This window comes from Micromonospora sp. WMMD734, from assembly GCF_049178975.1.
Lineage (GTDB): Bacteria > Actinomycetota > Actinomycetes > Mycobacteriales > Micromonosporaceae > Micromonospora > Micromonospora wenchangensis.
In genome coordinates this window covers 5,296,249-5,320,440 of record NZ_JBMHMK010000001.1, presented here as the reverse complement: position 1 = coordinate 5,320,440, position 24,192 = coordinate 5,296,249, and the positions used below count along the sequence as shown (strand labels likewise).

Genomic DNA, 24,192 nt, shown 5'->3' with positions numbered 1-24,192 from the left:
CTCCGCTCCCGGCGCACCCGCCACGGGTACGCGCAGAGCCAGCCTGCCACGGCGGCGGCGCAGCGGCATCCGGCCGGCCCCGGACGGGCCGATGCCCGGGCAGGAGTCCTGCCCGGGCATCGGGTACAGCAGGTGGTGCGCTGATCAGCGGATCAGGAGAAGCGGACCTTCAGCGAGGTGCCGTTCTGCTCCACAACCTTGATCTTGGTGCCGGTGGCCGGGAGCTTGACGCCGTGGTTCGGCAGCTCCGGGTACCAGTACTGCTTGGTGTCGTCGAACAGCGGCTGCGCGGCCTGGCCGCGGACGTACTGCGGCACGCTGTTGATGTGCAGCGTGAACGAGTCCGCCTTCTTCAGGCTGAACGGCGCGTCGTACACCTGGACGCGGGCCCGCCACGGGGCACCGGTCAGGTTGTACAGCGGCTCCGGGTGCGCGTCGATGATCATGTTCCGACCCTCGCCCGGGTGGTCGAAGGTGTCGTTGTCGGCCCACCGGAGGTTCCAGTAGGAGATCAGCAGACCCTCCTGGTACGCGTAGTGGTCCACGTAGTCCGGGCGGCTGTTCGCGTAACCGAAGTAGTACGGGCCGGTCTTGAGGTACTGGTCGTACGACACGTACGACCGGTTGCCGGCGATGTAGTAGTTGTCGAACTTGCGGATGTAGGTCTCGGCCACGATGCTGAACCCGTTCAGGGTCCAACCGGCGGCACCGGCCTCCGCACCGTCGGTGAGCACGGTCTGCCCGTCGGCGGTGATGGTGATCGCGTCACCGTAGAAGCCGCCCTCAGAGACACCACCGTCGGTCTGGTAACGCAGCCGGAACTGCACCACCTTGCCGGCCGCGGCGTTCATCGGGATGTTGACGTCGACCCACTGGCCGTTGCTGGAGCCATCCAGGGCGAAGCGCCCGGGGGAGATCTCCTTGAGGGCCTTGCCGTTGGCGGTACCCGGCAGGGTGGACCAGGTCTGGCCGCCGTCGGTGCTGGCCTCGAAGAAGAGGTAGTCGTAGTCCGCCTCGATCGCGTAACGACCCTTCATGGTGAGCGCGGCGCTGGTCTTCCCGGTGAGGTCGATCGTCCGCGTCATCGTGGTGTTCAGGTCGTCGTCGTTGCCGGAGAAGAACTGCTTCGTCCCCTCGAACGGCTTGCCGTTCTGGAAGCTGTACTCCCGCTGCGGCAGCACGACCACGGCACCCTGCGCCTTGTCGGAGTTGTACTCCTGCGGGCCCAGGTTGAGGGTCTTCTGCTGACCGGCCACCACGACCTCGTAGTCGAGCCAGCCGAGCTGGAGCTTGTTCCACGCGCCGAGGTCGCCGCCGCGCTCGCCGATGCCACCGTCGTTCTTGGCACCGAGCCGGCTCTGGGCCATCAGGGTCCAGTGCTCGTTGTTGTTGTCACCGCTGTTGATGACGTTGTAGTCGTCCGGCAGACCGAGGTCGTGACCGTACTCGTGGTAGAAGACGCTCCGGCCACCGTTCTCCGGCTGGATCGTGTAGTCGCCGATCCAGACGCCGGTGTTGCCGATCTGGGTGCCGCCGGCCGGGAAGTTCGCCGGGCCGGTGTTGCCCTGGTCGCTGGCGAAGGCGTACCACCGGTGGCTCCAGATGGCGTCCTCACCCTGGATCGGGTCACCGTCGGCCTGGTCGCCGCCGGAGTGGACGATCTGGAAGTGGTCGATGTAGCCGTCCGGCTCGTTGAAGTCGCCGTCACCGTCGAAGTCGTACCGGTCCCACTGGTCCATCGACTTGACGTCGGCGGCGATCTGGGCGTCGGTGCGGCCGGCCGCCTTCTGGTCGGCGACCCACTGGTTGGCGGCGTCCCGGACCAGGGCCCAGGTGTTGTTGCAGACGTTCGAGGCGCACGGGTAGCCGTTGGAGCGGCCGTACCGGGCCTCGTTGTACTTCACCTTGACCCAGTCGGTGACCTCGCCGTCGACGCTGTAGCGACCCGAGGACTGGGCCTCGTAGTACTGCTTCAGCGACTCGTCGCCCTGCCCGGTGCCGAAGTACAGCTTCCGGTAGTAGTCGGCGTTGTAGTCGGCCTGCCAGACGGTGGAGTTGTCCACCGCCCGGTTGGGGGCCGGGATCTCGTTGTGCAGCGGCCCGTCGAACCGGGTCGGGCCGGGGACGGCCGGGGCCGTGTCCTGGTCCGGGTAGCTCGGGTGCCGCTCGTTGCCGAACTCCGCGAGGATCACAAAGATCTTGTCGGTCTGCTCGCGGCCGAGCTCGACGTACTGGTCCTGCGTCTGGGCGACGCCCGAGGCCGTCGTCCGGGCGTTGCTCCGCCCCGCAGCCTGGGTCTTGCCCACCTTGACGACCGTGCTGCCGTTGATCTTCTGCGCCTTCGCCTTGCCGGAAAGGACCTCGCTGAGGCCCTCCTGGCGCAGTGCCCGCCGCTTGGTTTCGAGCGGGTTGGGCAGATCGTGGTCCGCGTTGGCGGGCTCAGCGATCGACGGGGCGGCCGTCGGGAGCTTCGGCGTCGGCGCAGCGCTGGCGGACGTACCCGTCACCAGACCTGTCGCCGTCAGCGAGAGCCCGAGCAGACCCACTGCGACTTTGCGCACGTGGTACCTCCGGTGTGAGGGAACCGGCCCAACGGGGGTACGGGCCGGCATGGGACGTCCCACTAGTGGGACCCATGGTGAACATAGACACTGCCGGGACGGGTGGGAAGACGTGCGCGTCGATTTGTTGCAAGATTTTGATGGGAACGCTTTTCACCGTCACACACCGGATGTTCACCAACGGTCATGAGCAGCGCGGACGGCCCCGTCGAGAATCGTAGTGACGTATTTCGATTCCGTTGCCGAGATGCAGGAAACGGTGGGCCGCCGGCATGTCCGCCGACGGCCCACCGTTCACCGAATCAGTCAGTTACTGACCCTTACCACCGCATCGCCGGGCGTACCCGACGCGTGACTTCAGTACTTCGCCGGAGTGATCCGGACAACCGCGTAGGAGTTGTCCGGCGCGGCCGACTCGATCTTGATGGAGACCCCGTTGCGGACCTTCGAGTCCGAGGGGTTGCCGGTGCCGAGCACGATCGCCCCACCGCCCAGCGTCACGCCGTAGAACTCGGTGGCCGGCGTGCCGTCCGGGTTCACCACCCGGGTGGTGTACGGCTTGTTGCCCCGCGACGGGACGACCACCGAGGCGTCGTTGTCCCGGGCGTACGGCGAACCGTCGCGCATCTCGATGCCCGGGTACCAGCCCTTGGCGTCACTGAAGCCCGACACCGGGTGCTGCCGCGGGAACTTGGTGCAGTACGCGCTGTACGGCTCGTCTGCCGCCTCCAGGCACTCGGTGAACGGGTAGGTCGGGTTCAGCGAGAACGCCGCGTTCGCCGACTGCGGCCGGCTCGGCAGGTTGTCCAGCACCGACGGGTCCTTCGCCGCCGCCTCACCGGTACGCCGCAGCGGGTCGTAGTGCGAGTCCACAATCAGCAACCCACCCTTGGCCCCGTAGCTGGGCAGCGCGGTCATCTGCCCGGTGACGTGGTTGACGTCGCCCAGCATCGTGTCCCGGTACCAGACCAGCATGCCCGGCGCGTTGTACGAGATCCGGTCGACCTTCCACGCCTCGTGCGAGTAGATGGTGTCGTAGGCGTACTTCAGGCCCATGTCGAAGCCGTCGAAGTTGCGCCACTCCGCCAGGTAGTACTGCGCCTTGACCTGGGTGCCCGGGTCGATGTGCCAGCCCGCGCCGGTGGTGTCGGTGAAGGTGCCACCGGTCAGCGTCCAGCCGTTCGTGCCGCTCTCCACGTTGTCGCTGAACGTGGTGGCCCCGCCGCCGGTGACCGAGAGGTCGTCGACGAACCAGCCCCGCTCCTGGAACGCCTCGTCGGTGGCGTACCGCAGCCGCACCTGCACGGTCGTCCCGGCGTACGCCGACAGGTCGACCCAGTCGTGCCGCCAACCGGCGGTGCTGCCGGTCAGGCCGTACTTCTTGTTGCCGAAGTCGACCATGCGGCCGTTCGGGTCGGCGTAACCGTCGTTGGTGGAGACCAGTGCGCCGGCCTCGTCGTAGACCTTCTGCTCGGTCCAGGTGGCCCCGCCGTCGGTGGAGACCTCGACGAAGCCGTAGTCCCAGTCGTCCTCGATGACGTAGTTGTTCCACATCCAGAACTTCGCGTCGGCGGCGGCCGGGACGGCCACCTGCCGGCTGAGCTTGACGTCGGCCCAGGCCTGGTCGGCGCCGCTGTACCACATCCCGGTGCCGCTGTGCGGCTGGGCGAGGGTGACCACCTTGTCCGGCAGGTCGATCTTGATGCCGTCCTGGGTGCCCACCGGGGTCCGCGAGGTCTGCCCGAGCGTCGCCGTCCGGTTCCGGGTGCCAGGGGCGATGGTCAGCGGATCGGCCCAGCCCAGCACCCACTTGTCCCAGATGCCCATGTGGGTGGGCAGGGCCTGGAAGATCTCACCGGTGTGCGAGCCGGACGCCATCAGGTCCCAGAAGTCGACGTCCGAGTCGGCGTTGCCCGAGGTGTCGTAGAGGTCCGGCAGGCCCAGGTCGTGACCGAACTCGTGGGCGAAGACCCCGACCCCGGCGTCCTCCGGCTGCACGATGTAGTTGGACACCTTCAGGTTGGTGCCGGGGATGGTGTAGCCGCCGGCGACCGTGGAGGAGTGCGCCCAGACCGCGTACACACCCTGGTCGCCGCCGCCGCGGGACTTGCCCTGACCGGCGTGCACCAGGACCAGGTGGTCGATCACGCCGTCCGGCTCGTTGACGTTGCCGTCGCCGTCCCGGTCACCCTGGTCCTCGATGTCGTAGTCGGCCCACGGGAAGTCGGGGTCGCTCGCGGCCAGCGCGTCGATCGCGTCGGTGGCGAGCCGCCCCGCGCCCTGCGGGTTGTCCGGGTGGCCGTTCATCGCCTGCTGCCGGCCGGCGACCCAGGCGCCGGTCTCGTCCTGGAAGCAGCGCGAGGCCGCGTACCAGCCCTCCGAGTGCGGCACGGTGATCCACGGGCTGGCCTGCCCGTCCACCGTGTACGCGCCCTTGGACATCTCCAGGTACATGTTGTGCATGGTGCGGCCGGACAGGTCGATGCCCTTCTTGCCGTCCGGTCCCTTGAGGTCCTTACGGACCCGCTCGGTGATGCCCTGCTTGGTGTAGAGCATCTTGTCGAAGTGGGCCGGCGAGAAGTCCGGCACCCACATCGAGTTGTTGTCCTCGTGCGGCAGGGTCGCCGGGTTGGGGATGTTGTTGTGCTTTGGTCCGTTCTGGACGGTGCCGGGCACGCAGGTGCGGTCCTCGAACACCGTCTTGGGGACCATCACCCCGGTGAAGTCGTCGTTGGCCTGGTCGTTGAACTCGACCAGCAGGGTGAGCAGCTTGGCCGTCTGGGTGCTCTTGGCCTTCTTGAACGCGCGCGGGCTCTGCCCGGTCCGGATCGCCCGCGCCTCGTTACGGGCCAGTTCCCGGGCGGCCAGCGGGTTGCCGCCGGCGAACTTGCGGTCGTACGCGCGGGCCTCGTCCGCCGCCGGGGTGCGGATCCCGTCGGCGCCCCGGACCTCCTTACCCGCGGTGTCCGGCTGCACCTCCGGCTCGGCGTAGTTGAGGTAGTGCTCGTCGGCCCCGATCCGGGTCGGTGTGGCCGGCCCGGCAGGTTGGGCCGCCGCACTGCCGGTCACGGTCAGTGACGAGGCGACGAGAGCGAGGGCGGGCAACGCGACGAGGATTCGTCGACGTGCCCTGGTGGACGGGAGAATGTTCATGCCACTCCGTTTCTCGGGCATGGGAAAGGGATCGCCGGTGAGACCTCTGTCGAGCCCAGTCGATATCGCTGAACCTAAATGAGAAGGGTTCTCACCCGGAAGGGGGCGACGGTGCCTCTGCCCGTTCAGCCCGAGTCGGCTCGGCCTACCGACCGATTCGTACCCCTAAAAAGACGGTGGGTGCCGGCCCTCGCGGACCGGCACCCACCGTCGGGTACGGCTGTCGTCAGTCCTCGTCGGACTTCCCGCCGCTGAGCCCGGAGGAGATCAGCTCCATCACCGAGGAGTCCTGGAGCGTGGTGACGTCACCCAGCGACCGGTTCTCCGCCACGTCCCGCAGCAACCGGCGCATGATCTTGCCGGAGCGGGTCTTCGGCAGCTCCGGCACCAGCATGATCTGCCGGGGCTTGGCGATCGGGCCGAGCGTCTTCGCCACGTGGTTGCGCAGCTCGGCGATGAGCTGCTCACCCGCCTCGCCCGAGGTGTCGGCGGTGCCGCGCGGGATGGCGAACGCGACGATCGCCTGCCCGGTGGTCGGGTCGGTCGCGCCGACCACCGCCGCCTCGGCCACCGCCGGGTGCGACACCAGCGCCGACTCCACCTCGGTGGTGGAGATGTTGTGCCCGGACACCAGCATCACGTCGTCGACCCGGCCGAGCAGCCAGATGTGCCCGTCGTCGTCCTTCTTCGCCCCGTCACCGGCGAAGTACATCCCCTCGAACCGGGACCAGTACGTCTCGATGAACCGGCTGTCGTCGCCCCAGATGGTGCGCAGCATCGACGGCCACGGCTCGCGCAGCACCAGGTAGCCGCCCCCGCCGTTGGGCACCGACTGGCCCTGGTCGTCCACCACGTCGGCGACGACGCCGGGCAGCGGGGTCATCGCCGAACCCGGCTTGGCCGCGGTCACCCCGGGCAGCGGGGAGATCATGATCGCGCCGGTCTCGGTCTGCCACCAGGTGTCCACGATCGGCAGTTCGTCCCGGCCGACGTGCTGCCGGTACCACATCCACGCCTCCGGGTTGATCGGCTCGCCGACGCTGCCCAGCAGGCGCAGCGACGACAGGTCGAAGCCCGCCGGGATGTCCTCGCCCCACTTCATCATGGTGCGGATCAGCGTCGGCGCGGTGTAGAGGATGCTGACCTTGTACTTGTCGACGATCTCCCAGAACCGGCCCTTGTGCGGGGTGTCCGGGGTGCCCTCGTACATCACCTGGGTCGCGCCGTTGGCCAGCGGCCCGTACACGATGTAGGAGTGCCCGGTGACCCAGCCGATGTCGGCGGTGCACCAGTAGACGTCGGTCGCAGGCTTCAGGTCGAACACCGCGTGCGCCGTCCACGCGGCCTGGGTGAGGTAGCCGCCGGTGGTGTGCAGGATGCCCTTCGGGCGGGCCGTGGTGCCGCTGGTGTAGAGGATGAACAGCGGGTGCTCGGCGTCGAACGGCTGCGCGACGTGTTCCGCCGACGCCGTCTCGACCGTCTCGTGCCACCAGTGGTCCTTCGCCGACCAGGCGACCTCCTCGCCGGTGCGCCTGACCACCAGCACGTGCTCGATCGACGGGCAGTTCGCCACCGCCTCGTCCACGGTCGGCTTCAGCGCCGACGGCTTGCCCCGCCGGTAGCCGCCGTCGGCGGTGATCACCACCTTGGCGCTCGCGTCCTGGATCCGGTTGCTCAGCGCGTCGGCGGAGAAGCCGCCGAAGACCACGCTGTGGGTCGCGCCGATCCGGGCGCAGGCCAGCATCGCCACCGCCGCCTCGGGGATCATCGGGAGGTAGATCGCCACCCGGTCACCGGCGACCACGCCCAGGTCGGTCAGCGCGTTCGCCGCCTGGCAGGTCAGCCGGTGCAGGTCGGCGTAGGTGAGGGTGCGGGTGTCACCCGGCTCGCCCTCCCAGTGGATCGCCACCCGGTCGCCGTTGCCGGCCTCCAGGTGCCGGTCCAGGCAGTTGTACGCCACGTTGAGCTGGCCGCCGACGAACCACTTCGCGAACGGCGGGTTCGACCAGTCGAGCACCTCGTCCCACGGCCTGGCCCAGGCCAGCCGGCCGGCCTGCCGCTCCCAGAAGGCGAGCCGGTCCGCGCCGGCCTCGTCGTACGCGCCGGCGGTGACGTTGGCCTGGGCGGCGAGTGCGGCCGGCGGCGGGAACTGGCGCGTCTCGTTCAGCAGGTTGGCCAAGGCCTCGCTCATGCGGTGACTCCTTCGTCGGGTGACCTGCGTCTCTACCCGGCCGAGGTTAGTCCGGGCAGCTCGGGACCGCGACACCCCCGATGCCGGCCGGCGCGCTCAGCGGCCGTCCCGGCGCGCTCGACGGCCCGCCCCTCCCACCCTGATCAGGATCGGACCCGAGGCCGGCCCGGCGGGTGGCATCCGCCCCGGAGTCACCCGGTCGCTAGCGTGGCGGGGTGACCACCGATCCGCTCGCCCCGCTGCTCGCGCTCGCCGACATCGCCCCCGCCGTCGAGCGGGCCCGCGAGCGGGTCGACCAGGCGATGCGGCACCGCGCGCTGCGCCGCCACGGTGGCCAGGTCGCGGCCGAGGTCGGCCTGCGCAGCGCGGTGGCCAGCGCCGCCCTGGAGGGGTACGACCACGAGCGCGAGGCCGTCCGCGCCGGCACCGTCACCGAACCGGTGCTCCAGGGGGCGCTACGGGTGGCCGGGGCACTGCCCGGGTTGACCGAGCTGTGGCCGAAGGCCCCCCGGCAGGCGCTGGCCCGGTTGCACGTGCTCGCCGCCCGGGACGTCGTCACCGAGGCGGAGCTGGGGCGGCCGGTCACCGACCCGGTGGTGGCCGCCCGGCTCGACGGGCTGGCCGGGCTGGTCGCCGGCGGGACGACGGTCTCCCCGCTGCTCCTCGCCGCCGTGGTGCACGGCGAGCTGCTCAACCTGCGGCCCTTCGCCGGCCCGTCCGGGGTGGTGGCCCGCGCCGCCGCCCGGCTGGTGCTGATGTCCCGGGGGTTCGACCCGCGCGGCCTGGTCGCCGTCGACGTCGGTCACCGGGAACGGCAACCCGAGTACGTCGGCGCGGCCGGGGCCTTCGCCACCGGCACCCCCGACGGCCTGCGCTCCTGGCTGCGGCACTACCTGAGCGCCGTCGAGGTGGGCGCGGACCAGCTCACCGTCGTCGGCGACGAGATCATCGCCGCCGCCTGACCGGTGCCGTCTGCGTACCCGACCCCGACCGGTGCCGGGTGCGCGGTCAGTCCCGGCGGGTGGCCCGGTTCACCCGGGAACGCAGCGCCCGCCTGGCGATCGGCCCGAGGTCGTCGACGATCTCGATGAGCACGGCGAGCTGGTCGAGCGCCGCCATCGCCCGCTGCACGCCCGCCCGGTCCACCCCGTCATAGAGTTCCAGCCCGACGAACGCGGCGCAGACGGCCCGGGCCAGGCCGGGAACGTCGGCGATCTCGGCGAACGGGGAACCGGCGAGCAGCCGTCGCAGCACCGACTCGATCTCGTCCACCCAGAGTTGGAGCGCGGCGGCGGTGGGCGCGGCGAGCCGCTCGTCGGTCTGCGCCCCGGCCAGCATCTGGGCCAGGAAGGAGACGTTGCCCAGCTCGCGTTCCTGCTCGTGCAGCTCCTGCCCGACGGCGAGCAGTTCCCGTAGCGAGCCCACCCCGGCCAGCCGGGCCGACCAGTGCGCGAGCCGGTCGGCGGTGCTGGCCCGGCAGGCCGCCGTCAGCAGCTCGTCGACCGTGCCGAAGTGGTAGAAGACCAGCGCCTGGTTCACCCCGGCGGCGGCGGCGATGGTGCGGGCGGACACGCCGGCGATGCCGTGCGTACGGATGGCGGTGATGGCGCCGTCCAGGAGGCGCTGCTTGGTGCCGGACATCGTCCTCCTCGTGGGCCCGCCGGATGCGGTGGTGCGATCATCGCATCGGTCACCAGCTGCGCCAGCCAGCCGACCCCGGGCAGCCGCAGGGTCCAGCCGACCACCGCCCAGCCGAGGTGCAGGTGCCCGAGGGCGCGGGCGACGGCGGCCACCCCCCGTTCCGCCGGGCCGTCGCCGTCGACGTACGCCGCCCGCCACAACACCCCCTCGGCGTCGGCGGCGGGCCGGACCAGCAGCCCCACCGGGCGGCGACGGGCGACGAACCGCCAGGTCGCCGCGCACGGACCGCAGGCGTCGTCGAGGAACAGGACCGCCGGCGGCCCCGCGTGGTAGGGCCGCCGACGCGGCCACCAGTCCCTGACCTGCCTCCGGTACGCGTGCCACGCCCCGCCGTGCCGGTCGGCCAGGTCGTGTTCCTCGTGCGGGCGGGCCACCGCCACGCTGAAGGCGACCGCCACCACCGCCGCCAGCACCAGCGCGGAGCTGCGGGTGAGCGCGGCGGTGAGCAGCAGCAGGGCCACGGCGGCGGCCTGCATCGGGTTGGCCAGGTAGGCGTACGGCCCGGTGGTGACCAGCCGCACGGGCGGGTCCCACGGGTACGGCGTGCCCCCGCCGTGGGTGACGAACTCGCGGACCGCGGCCAGCGCCGGGGCGGCCAGTACCAGCGCCACCTGGGCGAGGAGCAGCAGGACGGGCCGGGGCAGCCCGGTGACCGCCGCCCATGACCCGTCGCCTACCTCGAAGGCCAGGCCGGGGACGAACCACAGCAGCAGGGCGGCGAAGACCCCGACCTGGAGCAGCGCGCGTGCCGCCAGGCGCCGCCGGTCGGCACACCAGCGACCGAGCAGTTGCGCCGGCAGGGCCACCACGAGCAGGCCGACCAACTCGCCGACCAGCCAGTGCGGGCCGAGCCGGACCAGTGGGTGCAGCGCCGGCATGGCCACCGCGTCGACCCAGAGCAGCAGGCCCAGCGCCAGCGGCACCGGGAGGGCCCGGCGCAGCAGCACGGGCAGCGGACCCCAGAGCACGGCCCAGCCGATCCACAGGTCGACAGGCATCCCCCGGTAGCTCCCCCGGACCGGGGCGAACGTGTACCAACCGGTGCGCCGGGCCAGCTCGTCGAGGGCGGCGATGCCGATGCCGGCGGCCAGGAAGGCCAGCAGCGCCGCGGCCCGACCGGCGCGGCTCCGGTCGACCCGGGCGGCGGCGAGCACGGCCAGCAGCGGCACCGCCAGGCTGAGGTAACGGGCGGCGATCATCGCAGCGCCATCATGTCCAGCAGGTGTCCCGTTCCCGCCCCGAGCAGGACCTGCTGGATCGGCCCGAAGTACCAGGAGGGGTCGAGCCCCCGGGTGTAGTCCACCCGGATGCGCACCTCGGTGTGCCGCTGGTCGACGGCCCGCCAGCTCAGCGTGGCGTGCCGCCACCGGAACCAGCGCGCGGTGATCGAGCTGTCCTCGACGAACCGGAATCCGACCCGCTGCGCCCCCACCGTCTCCACCTCGGCGAGCAGGTGGCCGCCGGGGCCGTGCGCGCTGCCGTGGTAGCCGAACATCCACCTGTCACCCGGGTCGAGCCCGTCCCCGCTGACCTGGCCTGGGGTGGGCACGCCGAGCAGCCGCAGCGGCACCGAGCGCACCGGTACGGGGCGGGGGCCGGCGGCGAGCCGGGCGGCCACCTGGTCGGCCGGCAGCTCCACCACCTGGACCACCTGGACGGACTGGTCGGGTGCGATCCGAGGTGCCGGTCCGCTGCCCTCCAGTCCCGGCAGGAGCAGCAACGGCACCGCGATGACGGCGTACGGGCGGGAAGCGTCGCGCAGCGCGCGGATCAGGGCGGTGGTTCCGTGGGATACCGCGTAGACAAGTGGGGCGGCGAGGATGACGCAGATCGCTCCCTCGTGCAGCGCGACCGCCGCCAGCAGCAGGGCGACCGTGGTGATCACGAAGACCCGGCCGTGCGCGGTACGGCCGGGCAGCAGGGCGAGCGCGGCGGCGAGGGTCGTCGGGAGCAGCACGAAGAGCAGGGCGCTGTCGGCCCGCCCGTCGCGCACGGTGGCGATGAAGACCAGCAGCCCGAAGACCGAGATCAGGCCGGCGAGCACCCAGTTCGCGGCGGTCCGTCGGGGCGGTCGGTCCTGCTCGTTCATCCATGCCTCCCAGTTTTGAGCATCTGCTCAAAATCGAGCATAGGCGTGTTTGAGCGATCGCTCAATCGGGGGTAGGCAGGGAAAGTGCTGCGTGGTGGGTGCCGGTCGTCACTTCGGGTGCGGCTGCGGTGCAGATGTCCCGGCGGTCGACCCGGCGGGCGGTGCGGTCGGCGACGGCGGGTGCGGTCGGCGACGGTGGGACCGGCCGGTGTGCCTCGACGGTGAGGTGGGCTGTCCGGCCGGGTGACCGGGGCTGGTCAGGTGGGGCCGGTCAGGTCGCCCGGTGGCCAGGTTCGTCAGGCGGCCTGTACGGCGCGGGTACGGCGGTGCCGCCCGTACCAGGCGATACCGATCGCCACCCCGACACCGACGCCCAGCGCCGCCGCGGCCACCGGGACGGCCGGCCGCTCCCGCAGCCGCCGGCCCAGCGGGATCGGATGCCGGAACTCCAGCACCGGCCAGGCGTTCTCCACCGCGAGCCGGCGCAGCGCCCGGTCCGGATTGACCACGCTGGGATGCCCCACGCACTCCAGCAACGGCCGGTCACTGTACGAGTCGGAATAGGCGTACGAGTCGGCCAGGTCGTAGTCCCGGGCGGCGGCCAGCTCGTTGACCGCCTCGACCTTGCTCGGACCGGCCGCGTAGAACTCCACCTCGCCGCTGTAGCGGCCGTCCTGCACGCTCATCCGGGTGGCGATCACGTCGGTCACCCCGAGCAGTGCGCCGATCGGCCGGACCATCTCCTCGCCGGAGGCGGAGACCAGCACGACGTCCCGGCCGGCCGCCTGGTGCTCCTCGATCAGCGCGGCGGCCTCGGCGTACACGTAGGGGTTGATCAGCTCGTGGAGCGTCTCCGCGACGATCTGACGGACCTGTTCCACCCGCCAACCCTTGCAGAGCGCGGCGAGATAATCCCTGGTCCTGGCCATGGTCTGCTCGTCGGTGCCGCCCAGCCGAAACATCAGCTGCGCGTACGCCGACTTCACGACGTCCCGTCGTGTGATCAGCCCGTCCCGGTAGAACGGCCGACCGAATGCCAAGGCGCTCGACTTGGCGATGACGGTCTTGTCCAGATCGAAGAAAGCGGCACTTCGGCCCACGGCGCGCAAGTCTAGTCCGATGCGGTGGGGTCGGCGGGCACCCTGGGTCCATACGCCACTCGACCTGCGCGAGCACTCCGGCCACGAATGCTCAACGTGATCGCAGTCACACGCTCCGAACATAATTTCGCAATGAGTGGGGTCGACAACACTCGACGTGAACAGTCCGCTCGGGCAGACTTGTCCTCACGACAACGATTCATGTGCCGGAAAGCTGAGAGACCCTCGGCGGTCGCACCCCCCGTGACCGCCGGGCCGGTTCGGCTCAACCCCCCCGGAGCCGAACCATTCGACGACCCCCGTCTCCCCCCGACGGGGGTCGTCCCTTTCCCATGGAAGCGCTCCCGGGCAGATTGCCGTCGCGAATCTCAGGTGCCCGGTTGACCATGCCGTACGTCCTCGGCTGCCCCGCCCATCGTCAGCAGGAGTCTGCTCGCGCGGACCAGGATCTGCGCCTGTTGGCCCCGCCGACCGGTCCGGTCGAGCCTGAGCCCCTCCACCCAGATCCACTCGTCATGGGGAGGGCGGTGGGCCACCAGCCGGACCCCGGTCACCCACAACGTGACCGGCCCGTCCGACGGCATCAACCGCTCCGCCGCACTGATCTCCAACACCGCACCGAGCCGAACCCGAACATCAAACACCGCGTCCCCTCCTGACCGGTCCCGCGTTCCTACGCGGCGGCGTGCTCGCTGTCGTCCGTGGCAGAAGTTGAAGGCCGGCGATCCGCACGAAGACCTCACGCCGTGCCAACGCCTCTCCGGTGGCCCGGTTGATCGAGTAGCCGGTGAGCCACACCCACCCGTCATAGGTGGGTCTGTCGTCGACCGACGTCACCCGCAACCACAACGCCCGGTCGCCGATGAACTGCACCGACGCCCGGCGGTCGATCAACACCAGGTCACCCGGCGCGGGCACACCCAGCCGATGCGGCAGCGGGGCGCGAGGCACCGGGGTAGGCGGGCCATTCACGGGACGGCGTTCGGGCCGCCGCCCCACACCAGCACCCACCCCGGGCCAGCCTCAGCACGACGCCGTACGACCGGAACCCGAACAGTCCAGGCAGGACCGCCGGGCCAGGGAACGCGTCCGCTCAGCCCCCCGCGCCACGCCCCGGAGGGCGGTGCGGGCAAGGGTGTACTTCCAGCCCACGTCCGAGCAGGATCGGCAGTTGGTCGATGCGTTCAGCCCCGTCATGCAGACAGGTTGTGGCACGAACCACCCACCGACCCGGAAAATCCTTCCGGGGTCACGGCAGACTGAGGGGAGACAGTGGACCGATGCGCGGGAGAACGAACAACCTGACCATCGGCGAACGCGTCGCCTGGTACCGCTACCGACGCGGCCTGTCCCAAGAAGTCCTGGCCGGACTCATCGGCCGTACCGCCGACTGGCTGGGCAAGGTCGAGAACAACCGCATCGAGCTGGACCGGCTCTCCGTCATCAAGGCCCTCGCCGAAGTCCTGGACGTGCCCCTCGGTGACCTGCTCGGCGAACCCGCCCTGCTCGACTGGACCAGCGACAGCGGCACCGCCACCGTCCCCGCACTCCGCGCCGCCCTGATGAACTACCGCGCCCTCGGCCCCTTCACCAACGGCCCGGACCAGGAACCCCCGAGCGTCGCCGCACTCAAGAAGGACGTCGGCGCACTCTGGGACGCCTACCAGGACTCCCGCTTCGGGTACGTCACCAGCCGCCTGCCCGACCTGCTCCACCGCGCCCGGGCCGCCGCCGACCACCACCACGGCGACGACCAGGACCACGCCCGCCGACTCCTCGGTCTGACGTACCAACTCGCCGCCACCCAGCTCACCAAGCTCGGCGAGAGCGACCTCGCCTGGATCGCCGCCGACCGAGGTTTGGCCGCCGTCCGACCCACCGGCGACCCGCTCATCACCGGCAGCCTGTTCCGCTCCGTCGGCCACGCCCTGCACGCCACCGGCCGATACGTCGAAGCTGTCCGCCTCACCGAGGACGCCGCCGGCTACCTGGAGCCCCACCTCACGCAGGCCACGCCGGAACTGCTCTCCGTCCACGGCACCCTGTTCCTGTCCGGCTCCATGGCCGCCGCCCGCGCCAACGACGCCGCCACCACCCGCACCTTCCTCGCCGCCGCCGACCACGCCGCGAACCAGCTCGGAGCCGACGCCAACCACCTGTGGACCGCGTTCGGCCCCACCAACGTCGCCATCCACCGCGTCGCCACCGCCGCCGAACTGGGCGACCTCCAAGTCGCCATCGACCTCGGCCCCCGCGTCGACACCACCGGCCTACCCATGGAACGCCGGGTACGCCACGCCCTCGAAGTCGCCCGCGCCTACAGCTCCTGGAACCGCCTCGACGACGCCCAAGCCGCCCTACTCGACGCCGAACAGATGGCACCCGAACAGGTCCGCCACCACTTCCTCAGCCGCCAACTCGCCCTCACCTGGATACGCCGCCAGCGCGGCAAGCCCACCGCCGAACTCGTCGGACTGGCCCAGCGACTCAAGGTGCTCGACTGACCGCAGCCCCGTCTACGCTGCCCAGGTGACGACCAACGAGATGCCACCCGTGGCAACCCCACGCGTCGCCGCAGGCGCCCTCTTCTTCGACGCTGAGGGCCGCGTGCTCCTCGTACGCCCCAGCTACAAGGACCACTGGGACATCCCCGGCGGCTACGTCGAACCCGGCGAGTCCCCGCGCACCGCGTGCGTACGGGAGATCGAGGAAGAACTCGGCCTCACCATCGCCGTCGGCCCCATGCTCGTCGTCGACTGGGCACCCGCCGAGGGCGAAGGAGACAAGCTCCTCTTCATTTTCGACGCCGGACCTCTCACCACGAAGCAGGAACAGGCCATCCGCTTCGTCGACGGAGAACTCACCGAGTGGCGCTACGTGACACCGGAGGACTTGGACCGGCACGGGCCGCCGCGACTGGCCCGCAGGCTCCGTACAGCGATCGCAGCGCGCAACGGCAGCAACCCCACCTATGCGGAGCACGGCACTGCGCCGCTAGACACCACGTTGCCGAAACAATCTCAGTAGGGATCAAGCGCGCTCCGCGCGGCGCGGGCCGGGGCGCGGCAAACGGCTCCTGCGGAGCCGCCGCCCCGGCCGCCTACGGCGCCGGGGCGGAAAATCAACCGGCCCGAACCCCACGCCCCGCCCCGCGCGTCACACCTGGGTCAGTGAAGTGACCCGGTGACGAGTCTCGAAGGACGACCAGGGCCAGGCGGACACCTTCCACCTGGATGCCGGTGACCCCGAAGCAGCACGAGATCCGGCAGGCCAACCGCGGCGGACGAAGTTGCCGAACGGTTCCGCACGGTCGCTCAGGCCCAGTGTGGGGAAGGGGTGGAGGTGGGTGTGGGGGTGGTGGGGTGAGGAAGAGGTACGGGTTAGAGCTGTGCCTCCGGCGGGGGCCAGACGACTCCGAGATGGAGTTGCCGAACGGTTCCGGTCGTGGGTGGTTGAGGTGGGATGCCATCCCGCCAGCCACCGACCCAGGCAAGCCGAGCGGGCCAGGGCCAGGGTGACAAGGTCGTACGTCCGGTAGGGCGCTCCACCTTGTCACCCTGGCCCTGGCCCGCTCCACGGTGTGTGGGTCGGCGGCAGACGGGATGGCAGAAGGCGCGTTAGGCGCTCAAGAGCGGCTGCTCAGGCTGATCAGGCGGAGGGGCGAGGAGGAAAACCCGATTCGTGACGCGCTCGATCGTTCCACGCTGGGCGAAGCAGAGGCCTGCCGAGAAGTCAACGAGCCTCCGCGCCTGGTATTCCTCGATCTTGGTCAGGTCAATTACCACGCGATTACCGTCCCTGAAAGCCTGCCCGATCTCCCGCGCCGCACGGTATGTCGTCGGCGTGATCAGTGTGGCGTTCCACACCCCTTGGGCGAGGTGCTCATCAATTTCTGAGAGATCACCAGCAGCAGGAACAGGAACGGGCGCAGCCTCCGACGCCGCCTCGTCTGACCGGTTGCGGATCAGGTTAAGAGCGCGGCCAACTTCGCCGGCAGACCGGAGCAACCCGGACGAGAAACGCAGACCAAGCCACAGTCGAGTCAGGGGACGTTCACTCTTGCCATGCAGCGCCTCTGCCAGTTCCGCGAGCCACTCCTCGTAAAGATCATCGCGGATCCCATGCGGTACTCGACGGCGGGCAAGTCGTAGCAGCAACACAGGGAACGCGCCAAGGAGACTCTCAACCTCCTTGCCCATGAGTCTGACAAGAACGCTGCCCAAGAAGACCAGCAGGGCCGAACCGCCGGTCAACAGCACTTCCTCCACAGTCACGCGAGCCGTCCAGCGGTCAAGCCAGCTATGGGCGCCAGGGCGGGTCTGAAGCGAGCGGATGCGGGCTTAGGTTGTAGACGCTGCATCACCTGGGCGAGCTGACCGGCCCCCGTGGATCGTCCGAGTTCGGTCAACGTGTAGTACCGGCGACGCGGCCTCCCCTCTCCGTGGGCCTTCGCAGGCTCACGCTCCGAGACCAACCACCCCTCGGCCTCCATCCGAGCGAGCACCGGGTAGAGCGTCCCGGACGGCAAATCGGTCTCCCGCATGAGCTCTAACCCGTACCACTCGTGGTCGGGATCGCTCAAGAAGACACTCAAGACCGTCGCAACGACAACTGTGACTTTCATGGGGTCCACGATAGCAGAACTTCTACATAGTCGATGAGCTGCAAATACTCTCGCTGATCTATGTCGCTGTCGCTGTCGCTGGGGCGCAGAGAGGGCGAGGTCCAACATGAGGTACAGCCATCCGTACAGCCAAGCCCGCCGACGCACCCGGTCTGCGGGCGACAGTGGACGACGCGGCGAGCAGGTCAGCAGCAGTCACCGACGTTGGCTGACAGCGGGCTTGATCTTTGCAATGCCGAGGCTGGTAGTCCTGTCCTGGTCCGGAGCCCTCGGGCCTTCGTCATCTTCGGCGGGCTCGGGGTGAGGCGCTGACGCTCCTCGGAGTCGAAGGTTTGCTACCAGCGGTCGATCGCTGGAGGCGTCTAGGAGCACTGAGCCGTATCCCCGTCGGCGGCTGTCCAGACCGTCGGTAACCAGGGTCGCTGACCACTTGGGCATGCACCACACTGACTTCATGACGGCTGTGGTGTGGACCGAGAAGTCCGGCGATCTCATCGAGACTGTGGCGGCGGTGACGGTGTGCCGTCGTCATCCCAGCGCCGAGCGGGTTCGAGCATCGGTCGGTGATGGCGGAATCGACATTCGAGTCCGAAATGGGGACGGGTGGACAGTCTTTCAAGTTAAAGGCTACACCGGGAATATGACGGCTTCCCGAAAAAGTAAAGTGGAGCACTCCTTCAAGCGCGTCCAGGAGTATGCGGCTGAGGTTGGCATGAAGATTGCCGAATGGAATCTCCTGGTCCCGATCGATCCCACGAAGGAAAACCTTGTTTGGTTCGAGGAACTGACGAAAGGTGCGCCCTTTGCCTGCGGCTGGAAAGGGCGTGCATACTTGGATGGACTCGCTGCGGAGTTTCCAGACGTGATCGAGTACTACTTTGGCGATGGTGCCGAGCGCCTGGCTGAGACGGTGCGGCAAGTAGCAGCCGCAACTGGAACGCTTGTCGCTGCCGAGCGTGCCAGCTCGTCTGCTCCAATTACCGCGGACGGAGTGCGCAGCGGACTATCCCAATTGTACGAAGCTCTTAACAAGTTCGACCCGCATTATCGGTATGCCTTCTCTGTTTCTCCCTCCCTGCCGGAGTTCCCCGGGTCGTACAAGCCCGGATTGGTATTTACTCACGCAGAGGGTAAAGAGGGATGTTTCGTAACCTTTGATGTTTATGCGCGGTATGCGGAAGCGGTGAGGGATTCGCCTATTACTATCCAGGGTGTCTTGAGTGCTCCCGCTGGGACCGATGAGGCGAAAGCTTTAGAGGAATTCCATCGATATGGCGCGCATTTCTCTAGGCTTGATCTCGGATCTGGGTTCGTCATCTCGGCGCCCGGCGGGCTAGGAGGGGAGCTGGATGCGGGTACGTTCACCGTGGGTCCGACCGTGGAAGACTTGGCAGTCCCACCTCGTCCCATCCGGCTACAGGTAATAGATCCTGCGGATGTTGTTTTGGCGGAGGTTGAAGTATTCCTCAAGAAGCCAACCTATGGGCTTGGAGGGCAGGGGATGAGTGTGCAAGCCGCCGACGCCAGTGGGTTTCTTATGCTCAGATTCCAAGTGGATCTTGAAACGAGAGCCGGCAAGTTCGATTTGGAGTTAGGGGACGCGTCGGGGCTCCATCCCTCGGCGATCTTGCCGGCCTTGCGGGTCGTCGACGCGATGCATGAACCGAATCGAGTTCGACTGGCTAACCAATACGGCCCTCCTGGTAACAGCGTCATCGAGATAGCTGCTCCTCGTGAAGAACAAGAGAACGGAATTCTCCGGCTTGTCGAGGCATTGCAGGAGTTGCAGCAGCATACCGTTGTTCAGGTAGCCGTGCCCTCGTTGTCTGAGCTCTCTAGATTGGATGCGCTGCGGATTATCCGTGCTGCCGCCATCTTGCGAGGCGAGGAAGTGCACGTTCAATACCGTGGGTATTCGCTCGTATTTGACCAAGATGCTCAGCTGGAGGACGGTGACCACGCTGGAATTACCGGGGTGGAACCTCTTGTCCTGCTGTTGAATCAGCAGCCCGTTCAACTTGGCTGGAGGAGATTCTTCGCTCATGAGGTCAAGACGACCCGGACCAGTCGGGACGATGGCAAGGTTGAGTACCGCCTGACGCCGTCTGCTGGAGAATCTTTTTTGATGCGTTTCGTTGCAGGCGAGCCGCCCACTGAATCGAACTCTTCTGAGTGATGCCACTGGTGCGGCTGTGAGGATAGCGACCACTCTGCAAGCCGGGCCGGGAACTAACCCCCAAGGCCGCAGGTTCTGGCCGGCCGGACCCGCGAGCGGAACCGAGCAGTACCGCAGCGATGTACAGCAACCGACCGACCCGCAAGAGCTGCCACGCGGCTACCAGGAGCTGGTCGACGTCGGGGACGGCTGCGGGACACCGCATCGCCCGGAGCTACGGATTAGAGGGTGTCTGTACAGCAATTCCTACGGCCACGCCTGTCGACGGAGCTGGGCCGGGGCCGACGATGGGCAACGTAGCGAGCAGGCCAACGACGGACCGACATCAACCGAAAAGAGTCTTGATCTTTGCAAAGCGGAGGCGGTTTCTGTTCGCGTCCGCCGAGAGCAAGGCAGGGGCGCGATCGCTTTCGTCGGGTACCCGACGCTTGCCCGGCCTGCCGCAGCGGTGGCGCTAGGTTGCCCGGGTGACCGCACCAAGCCGACTACGCTCGCCGCTGCCCTGCAAGACAGTCTGGCACTGACCCATGCAGATCCTCACCCTCAGAGCGGGCAGTCTTGGCCGCTCCTGGCACATCGCGCACATCCTCCTGTCGATGCTCACGCTCGGCTGGTGGCTGCCCATCTACGGCATCCACGCCCTCATCTCCGCTACCACCCGGCCTACTGTGCAGGTAGAGGTCCCTGACGGGCACCGAGTGGAGTACCGCGACGGGTGGCCCAACGTCCTCGGACCGGACGAGTATCTTGAGCCGCGCCCCGTGAGGGAGAGGGTTCTGATTGCCGCAGGGTATGCCGCTCCCGTGCTGATCCTCGTGTCGATTGTCGTCGGGGTGACGATCCGGCGCTGATCAACGAGTCGGCACCCAGTCCGTCCAAGTAGTGATCTGCGCTTGCGGACTGCCCTGCGGGCGGCCTCCGGCCGTCCTCGGGCGCCCGCAGCGCGTCATTCCCAGTCAGCGGATCGTCAGCGAACGCCGTACCACGCGGCCACGCTCGATCGTGCTCGACGGCACGACCGGTACGTCTGACCACGCGGTACGGCACCTGATCGCACTCGCTGCCACGTCAGGTCACTTTCCCCCCGACGGGGGTCGTCCCTTTCCCATGGAAGCGCTCCCGGCCAGATTGCCGTCGCGAATCTCAGGTGCCCGGTTGACCATGCCGTACGTCCTCGGCTGCCCCGCCCATCGTCAGCAGGAGTCTGCTCGCGCCGATCAGAATCTGTGCCTGTTGGCCGATCAAGGCAGTCCGCAACGGGCCGCACGCGTCGCCGACACCGCCTAGGGCCTGTCCTGCCGATCATGGAAGCCAGATGATGGCGGCGATGAGGACCAGGCCGGACCGGTAGAGGGATGCGCGCTTGGCGTAGCGGGTGGCCAGGTCACGCCACTGCTTTAGCCGGTTGAAGCAGCGCTCCACGACGTTGCGCTTGCGGTAGATCGCCTTGTCGAAGGCCGGTGGTCGCCCGCCGTGGCTGCCCTTGGCGGCCCGGCGGGCGACCTGGTCCGAGCGTTCCGGGATGACGTGCCGGATCCCGCGTTGTCGCAGGGCTCGACGGGTCGAGTCATGCGCATAGCCCTTGTCCGCGATCAGCACCTCCGGTCGCTTGCGGGGCCGACCCGGCCCGGGCTCGTTGATCCGGATCGCATCCAGCAGCGCCAACAGCTGCGGGTTGTCACCGGCCTGGCCCGGGGTGAGCAGGATCGACAACGGCCGACCGCGTCCGTCGACAGCCAGGTGGATTTTCGTGCTCAGTCCGCCGCGGGATCGGCCGATGGCCTCGCCATCTTGCGTACCAGGTGCCGCCGGACTTGCCGTGGAGCCCCTTTTTTACGGGCGCCAGCGGCATGCTGGTGCGCCCGCACGATCGACGAGTCGATGCTGATCGTCCACTGCACCGGTGTGCCATCGTCGTGGACCTGCGCCGCCGCGAGAATCCGATCCCACGTTCCGTCAGCGCTCCACCGGCGCAGCCGTTCGTGGCAGGTCTTCCACGGCCCGAAGCGTTCCGGCAGGTCACGCCACGGCGCACCCGTACGCAGCTTCCACAAGATCCCGTTGATGACCTGGCGATGATCCCGCCACCGCCCCCGCGCACCGCCCGGCTCGGGAAGCAGCGGGGCGATCACCGCCCACGCCTCATCGGTCAGCTCACCACGACGTACCACCGGCACATCGTCAACGACCAACCGCTACAAGATCGACAGGACACGCCCTAGGCGCGCGTCCGTCGCTCCGCTGGCGCTCCGGCGCCTCCCGGTGGCTGGCGCGGAAGCGTAAAGCCAAGGGCTGCCGCAGAACGACAGACCGATGAGCATCGAAGGGGTGGGCCGGGAGCGGGCCGGGCCGCGCGGCCACGAGCCCGCGCGGCGTAGGGATCGCACACTGGCCGCCGGACTGATCTTTCGGCGGGACGAAGGCGGAACGCTTCGGTACCTGTCGCGCCCGTCACGCTGCCGATAGCGTTGCGTGTGTGACGGAGGAGGTTCGACGAGCCGTTCGGCGGCTTTGCGACCAAGCGCTCACTGGCGTTGGTCGATGGTCTGGGCGGGCTCCACTTCGCGATGCCCTATACCACGCGACACGGGGGCGTATCGACAAGCGCCCACGCTACTCTGTCGGCCAGCTCCCGACCCTTGACACGCCCTGGCAGGACACTACGTCGGGCAGGTACTTCGGTTGGCGGTGCCGGCAGGCGACCCTCAACGGGGATTTTGCCTTTGCCGTCGAGTACATCGTGTGCCCGCACTGCAAGACAGCCTGGGTCGACAAGCCATACACCGCTGAGAAGTACCAGCGTCAGGGCCTTGCTTCGGTGGCCCTGTGGGCGCTCCGTGAGGAGAATCCAGGACTGCACTGGTACACCGGCAGCGGGCATTTGGGCGAGGCCAAGGTGTTCTGGATGGCTGTTGGGCGCGGCACTCCTGGTGGCTACCGTCCACGCCAGCTGTGCGAGCACATTGGCAGGCCCGGGGGGTTGAAGCCGAGCTGGCTACTTCGCCGAGAGCGGCGTCGGGCGACCGGTAGCGCCCGTGACGGTTGAGCAACGCGGTTCGGCGCTACGGCGCAAAGCGCAAAAAGTCAGCGGATCGTCAGCGAACGCCGTACCGCGCAGCTCGACTCGATCATGCTCGACGACACGACCGGTGCGTCTGACCCACGCGGAACGGCACTCGATCACACTCGCTGCTACGTCAGGTCACTTTCCCCCGACGGGGGTCTTCCTTTTCCCATAAAAGCGCTCCCGTTGCACACGGTCGAGTCGAATGCGGCGTCCGGTTGCAGCCGGGTGCCGCTGTGCTGTGGCGGCGCTGCGCCGATCGACTGTCACGCATCCCGCGTGTGGCGTCATAGCACAGGCCCGCGATTCGTCCGTCGGGTCGCTGACAGATAGTCCACTAAGAGTGCCCTGCTCAATGGCCGTCCGCAGAAGATGCGGAAGCTACCGTACGACCGCCCGCATCGTCGTACGGGCGGGAAGGAAGCAGGCCAGGGCCCGGCCGTGCCGGTCGGTGACCACCCACGGGTGCCCCACGTACGTCTGCTGGCGGTAGGACCGGCCGGCGTCGAGCACCTTGTACTGCCGGCGCTGCCCCTGGTAGTCGAGCCAGTAGACGACGACCCGTGAACTGCGGGCGTTTATGAACTCGACGTACGTCGAGGGGCCGTTCGAACTGGACCGAAGCGAGTGTTCCTGCCAGCCCGGCAGCGCGGTCAACTCGGCCGGTCCGGGCGGGTTCGTCGGCGGCTTCGGCGTGGGGCGGGGCGCGGTGGTCGTCGGCGCCGGCCGGGGCGGCGTGGTGGTTGGGGTGGGGCGGGACGTCGTACCCGTAGCGGGTCGGTGGGGCTGGCGGGGCGGTGCCGGGGGTGGCGCGACCGGGGTCGCGGCGCGGGTGGCCATCGAAGCCGGGGCGGGCGAGTAGTCGGCGACCGGCGTGGGGCTCTCCACGGCCGCGAGATCCGGGCGATCGGCGATCCAGGAGGGTGTCGCCGGGAGGGCGGCACCGTCGCGCTTGGGTCCGGACCACAACGGTGACAGGGCCAGGACGAGGCTGGTCACCAGGCCGAACGCCACGGTGGCCAACAGCAGCGTCCGTCCGATGCCGACGGGTTCGACGGCGTGCACGGGGGACGGCAGCGGGTCGCTCGGTGACCCGGACGCCGGGATGTCGATCAGGTGCCGGCCGGTCGGGGGGACGAGGTACGGCGGCAGCGTCTGGCGGTACCGGGGTGCCGGAAGCCAGCCACCGATGCGCAGGGTGGGGGGTGTGTCGTCGGGTGAGTCGGCCATGGCCCCGTTTCCGAGAGCGGCGGATGCCACCTTCGCGGTGGCGGTCACGATTATCTGCGTACGAGGTGGTATGCCGTCAATCACTCGGGCGGGGTGAACAGGACGTTTTTTCGCGTTCTTCATCGGGACGGCACCGCTGCGGCCGGCGTCGTTCGGTCGTCCCGGCCCTCCGTGCGGTGTGCCGGAGATGCCCCGCTGCTGGTCAGTGCCCCCTACCGGGTCGACGGAGGCGTCGAAGGGCCGACCGGGAAGACCTTGACGGCCAGCCCGGTCGTGATCCCACCACCGAAGCGGCATAACAGA

General features: G+C 68.9%; 18 protein-coding genes. 5 read left to right on the top strand and 13 right to left on the bottom strand.

From position 1 onward, the window contains the following. Positions 1-152: 152 nt before the first annotated feature. The 3 genes from ACN267_RS22815 to acs form a co-directional block, all read right to left on the bottom strand. Positions 153-2,546, bottom strand: a complete 2,394-nt coding sequence (locus tag ACN267_RS22815; protein ID WP_204958962.1) for an immune inhibitor A domain-containing protein — start codon at positions 2,544-2,546, stop codon at positions 153-155. Between the two features lie 372 nt (positions 2,547-2,918). Then, on the bottom strand, positions 2,919-5,714 hold the full coding sequence (locus ACN267_RS22810; protein ID WP_239485283.1) for an immune inhibitor A domain-containing protein: 2,796 nt from the start codon (positions 5,712-5,714) through the stop codon (positions 2,919-2,921). 226 nt (positions 5,715-5,940) lie between these two features. Beyond that, positions 5,941-7,905, bottom strand: coding sequence for an acetate--CoA ligase (gene acs / locus ACN267_RS22805; RefSeq protein WP_421489614.1), 1,965 nt, complete (start codon positions 7,903-7,905; stop codon positions 5,941-5,943). A gap of 215 nt (positions 7,906-8,120) precedes the next feature. Between acs and ACN267_RS22800 the strand changes: the two genes are divergently transcribed. Continuing rightward, positions 8,121-8,867: an oxidoreductase gene (locus ACN267_RS22800; protein WP_421489613.1), complete on the top strand. Its 747-nt coding sequence runs from the start codon at positions 8,121-8,123 to the stop codon at positions 8,865-8,867. Positions 8,868-8,913: 46 nt separating this feature from the next. Here the strand turns inward: ACN267_RS22800 and ACN267_RS22795 are convergent, their stop codons facing one another. From ACN267_RS22795 to ACN267_RS22770, 6 genes are all read right to left on the bottom strand, one after another. Then, entirely contained in the window at positions 8,914-9,546 is a 633-nt protein-coding gene (locus ACN267_RS22795; RefSeq protein WP_421489612.1) for a TetR/AcrR family transcriptional regulator, read from the bottom strand. Beyond that, positions 9,441-10,805: a methyltransferase gene (locus ACN267_RS22790; RefSeq protein WP_281901154.1), complete on the bottom strand. Its 1,365-nt coding sequence runs from the start codon at positions 10,803-10,805 to the stop codon at positions 9,441-9,443. Before ACN267_RS22790 ends, ACN267_RS22795 begins: the two co-directional genes overlap by 106 nt. After that, complete coding sequence (locus ACN267_RS22785; RefSeq protein WP_421489611.1) at positions 10,802-11,695, bottom strand: hypothetical protein; 894 nt, start codon at positions 11,693-11,695, stop codon at positions 10,802-10,804. Before ACN267_RS22785 ends, ACN267_RS22790 begins: the two co-directional genes overlap by 4 nt. Before the next feature lie 296 nt (positions 11,696-11,991). Next, positions 11,992-12,804: an HAD family hydrolase gene (locus tag ACN267_RS22780; protein ID WP_421489610.1), complete on the bottom strand. Its 813-nt coding sequence runs from the start codon at positions 12,802-12,804 to the stop codon at positions 11,992-11,994. A gap of 359 nt (positions 12,805-13,163) precedes the next feature. After that, positions 13,164-13,409: a hypothetical protein gene (locus ACN267_RS22775; protein WP_281901118.1), complete on the bottom strand. Its 246-nt coding sequence runs from the start codon at positions 13,407-13,409 to the stop codon at positions 13,164-13,166. Between the two features lie 22 nt (positions 13,410-13,431). Next, the gene (locus ACN267_RS22770; protein ID WP_281901116.1) at positions 13,432-13,692 is read right to left on the bottom strand and encodes a hypothetical protein; all 261 of its coding nucleotides are present in this window, start codon (positions 13,690-13,692) and stop codon (positions 13,432-13,434) included. A 383-nt stretch (positions 13,693-14,075) separates the two neighbouring features. Between ACN267_RS22770 and ACN267_RS22765 the strand changes: the two genes are divergently transcribed. Then, a complete protein-coding gene (locus ACN267_RS22765) occupies positions 14,076-15,299 on the top strand; it encodes a helix-turn-helix domain-containing protein (protein ID WP_421489609.1) in 1,224 nt (407 codons plus the stop codon). Between the two features lie 25 nt (positions 15,300-15,324). Next, entirely contained in the window at positions 15,325-15,822 is a 498-nt protein-coding gene (locus ACN267_RS22760; protein WP_281901113.1) for an NUDIX domain-containing protein, read from the top strand. Between the two features lie 590 nt (positions 15,823-16,412). Here ACN267_RS22760 and ACN267_RS22755 read toward each other — a convergent pair. Beyond that, a complete protein-coding gene (locus ACN267_RS22755) occupies positions 16,413-17,069 on the bottom strand; it encodes a cell division protein SepF (protein ID WP_421489608.1) in 657 nt (218 codons plus the stop codon). Further along, on the bottom strand, positions 17,066-17,338 hold the full coding sequence (locus ACN267_RS22750) for a PadR family transcriptional regulator (RefSeq protein ID WP_421490481.1): 273 nt from the start codon (positions 17,336-17,338) through the stop codon (positions 17,066-17,068). The genes ACN267_RS22755 and ACN267_RS22750 overlap by 4 nt, the downstream gene beginning before the upstream one ends. 535 nt (positions 17,339-17,873) lie before the next feature. Here ACN267_RS22750 and ACN267_RS22745 point away from each other — a divergent pair. Beyond that, a complete protein-coding gene (locus ACN267_RS22745) occupies positions 17,874-19,595 on the top strand; it encodes a hypothetical protein (protein WP_421489607.1) in 1,722 nt (573 codons plus the stop codon). Between the two features lie 527 nt (positions 19,596-20,122). After that, positions 20,123-20,446: a hypothetical protein gene (locus ACN267_RS22740; protein WP_421489606.1), complete on the top strand. Its 324-nt coding sequence runs from the start codon at positions 20,123-20,125 to the stop codon at positions 20,444-20,446. A gap of 451 nt (positions 20,447-20,897) precedes the next feature. On the opposite strand, the gene ACN267_RS22735 is transcribed toward ACN267_RS22740, so the two are convergent. Next, positions 20,898-21,766 (bottom strand): IS5 family transposase gene (locus ACN267_RS22735; RefSeq protein WP_282273828.1). Its coding sequence is split into 2 segments (ribosomal slippage): positions 20,898-21,424 and positions 21,424-21,766, totalling 870 coding nucleotides; the frame shifts between segments, so codons are not numbered across the junction. A 1,274-nt stretch (positions 21,767-23,040) separates the two neighbouring features. After that, positions 23,041-23,937, bottom strand: coding sequence for a hypothetical protein (locus ACN267_RS22730; RefSeq protein ID WP_421489605.1), 897 nt, complete (start codon positions 23,935-23,937; stop codon positions 23,041-23,043). Between the last annotated feature and the right edge of the window lie 255 nt (positions 23,938-24,192).

What these genes read in the sequence shown, in the direction of transcription:
- ACN267_RS22810 (WP_239485283.1), bottom strand. Translation starts at nt 5,714, where the DNA reads ATGAACATTCTCCCGTCCACCAGGGCACGTCGACGAATCCTCGTCGCG.
- acs (WP_421489614.1), bottom strand. Translation starts at nt 7,905, where the DNA reads ATGAGCGAGGCCTTGGCCAACCTGCTGAACGAGACGCGCCAGTTCCCG.
- ACN267_RS22795 (WP_421489612.1), bottom strand. Translation starts at nt 9,546, where the DNA reads ATGTCCGGCACCAAGCAGCGCCTCCTGGACGGCGCCATCACCGCCATC.
- ACN267_RS22790 (WP_281901154.1), bottom strand. Translation starts at nt 10,805, where the DNA reads ATGATCGCCGCCCGTTACCTCAGCCTGGCGGTGCCGCTGCTGGCCGTG.
- ACN267_RS22785 (WP_421489611.1), bottom strand. Translation starts at nt 11,695, where the DNA reads ATGAACGAGCAGGACCGACCGCCCCGACGGACCGCCGCGAACTGGGTG.
- ACN267_RS22765 (WP_421489609.1), top strand. Translation starts at nt 14,076, where the DNA reads ATGCGCGGGAGAACGAACAACCTGACCATCGGCGAACGCGTCGCCTGG.
- ACN267_RS22750 (WP_421490481.1), bottom strand. Translation starts at nt 17,338, where the DNA reads ATGCGGGAGACCGATTTGCCGTCCGGGACGCTCTACCCGGTGCTCGCT.
- ACN267_RS22745 (WP_421489607.1), top strand. Translation starts at nt 17,874, where the DNA reads ATGACGGCTGTGGTGTGGACCGAGAAGTCCGGCGATCTCATCGAGACT.
- ACN267_RS22740 (WP_421489606.1), top strand. Translation starts at nt 20,123, where the DNA reads ATGCAGATCCTCACCCTCAGAGCGGGCAGTCTTGGCCGCTCCTGGCAC.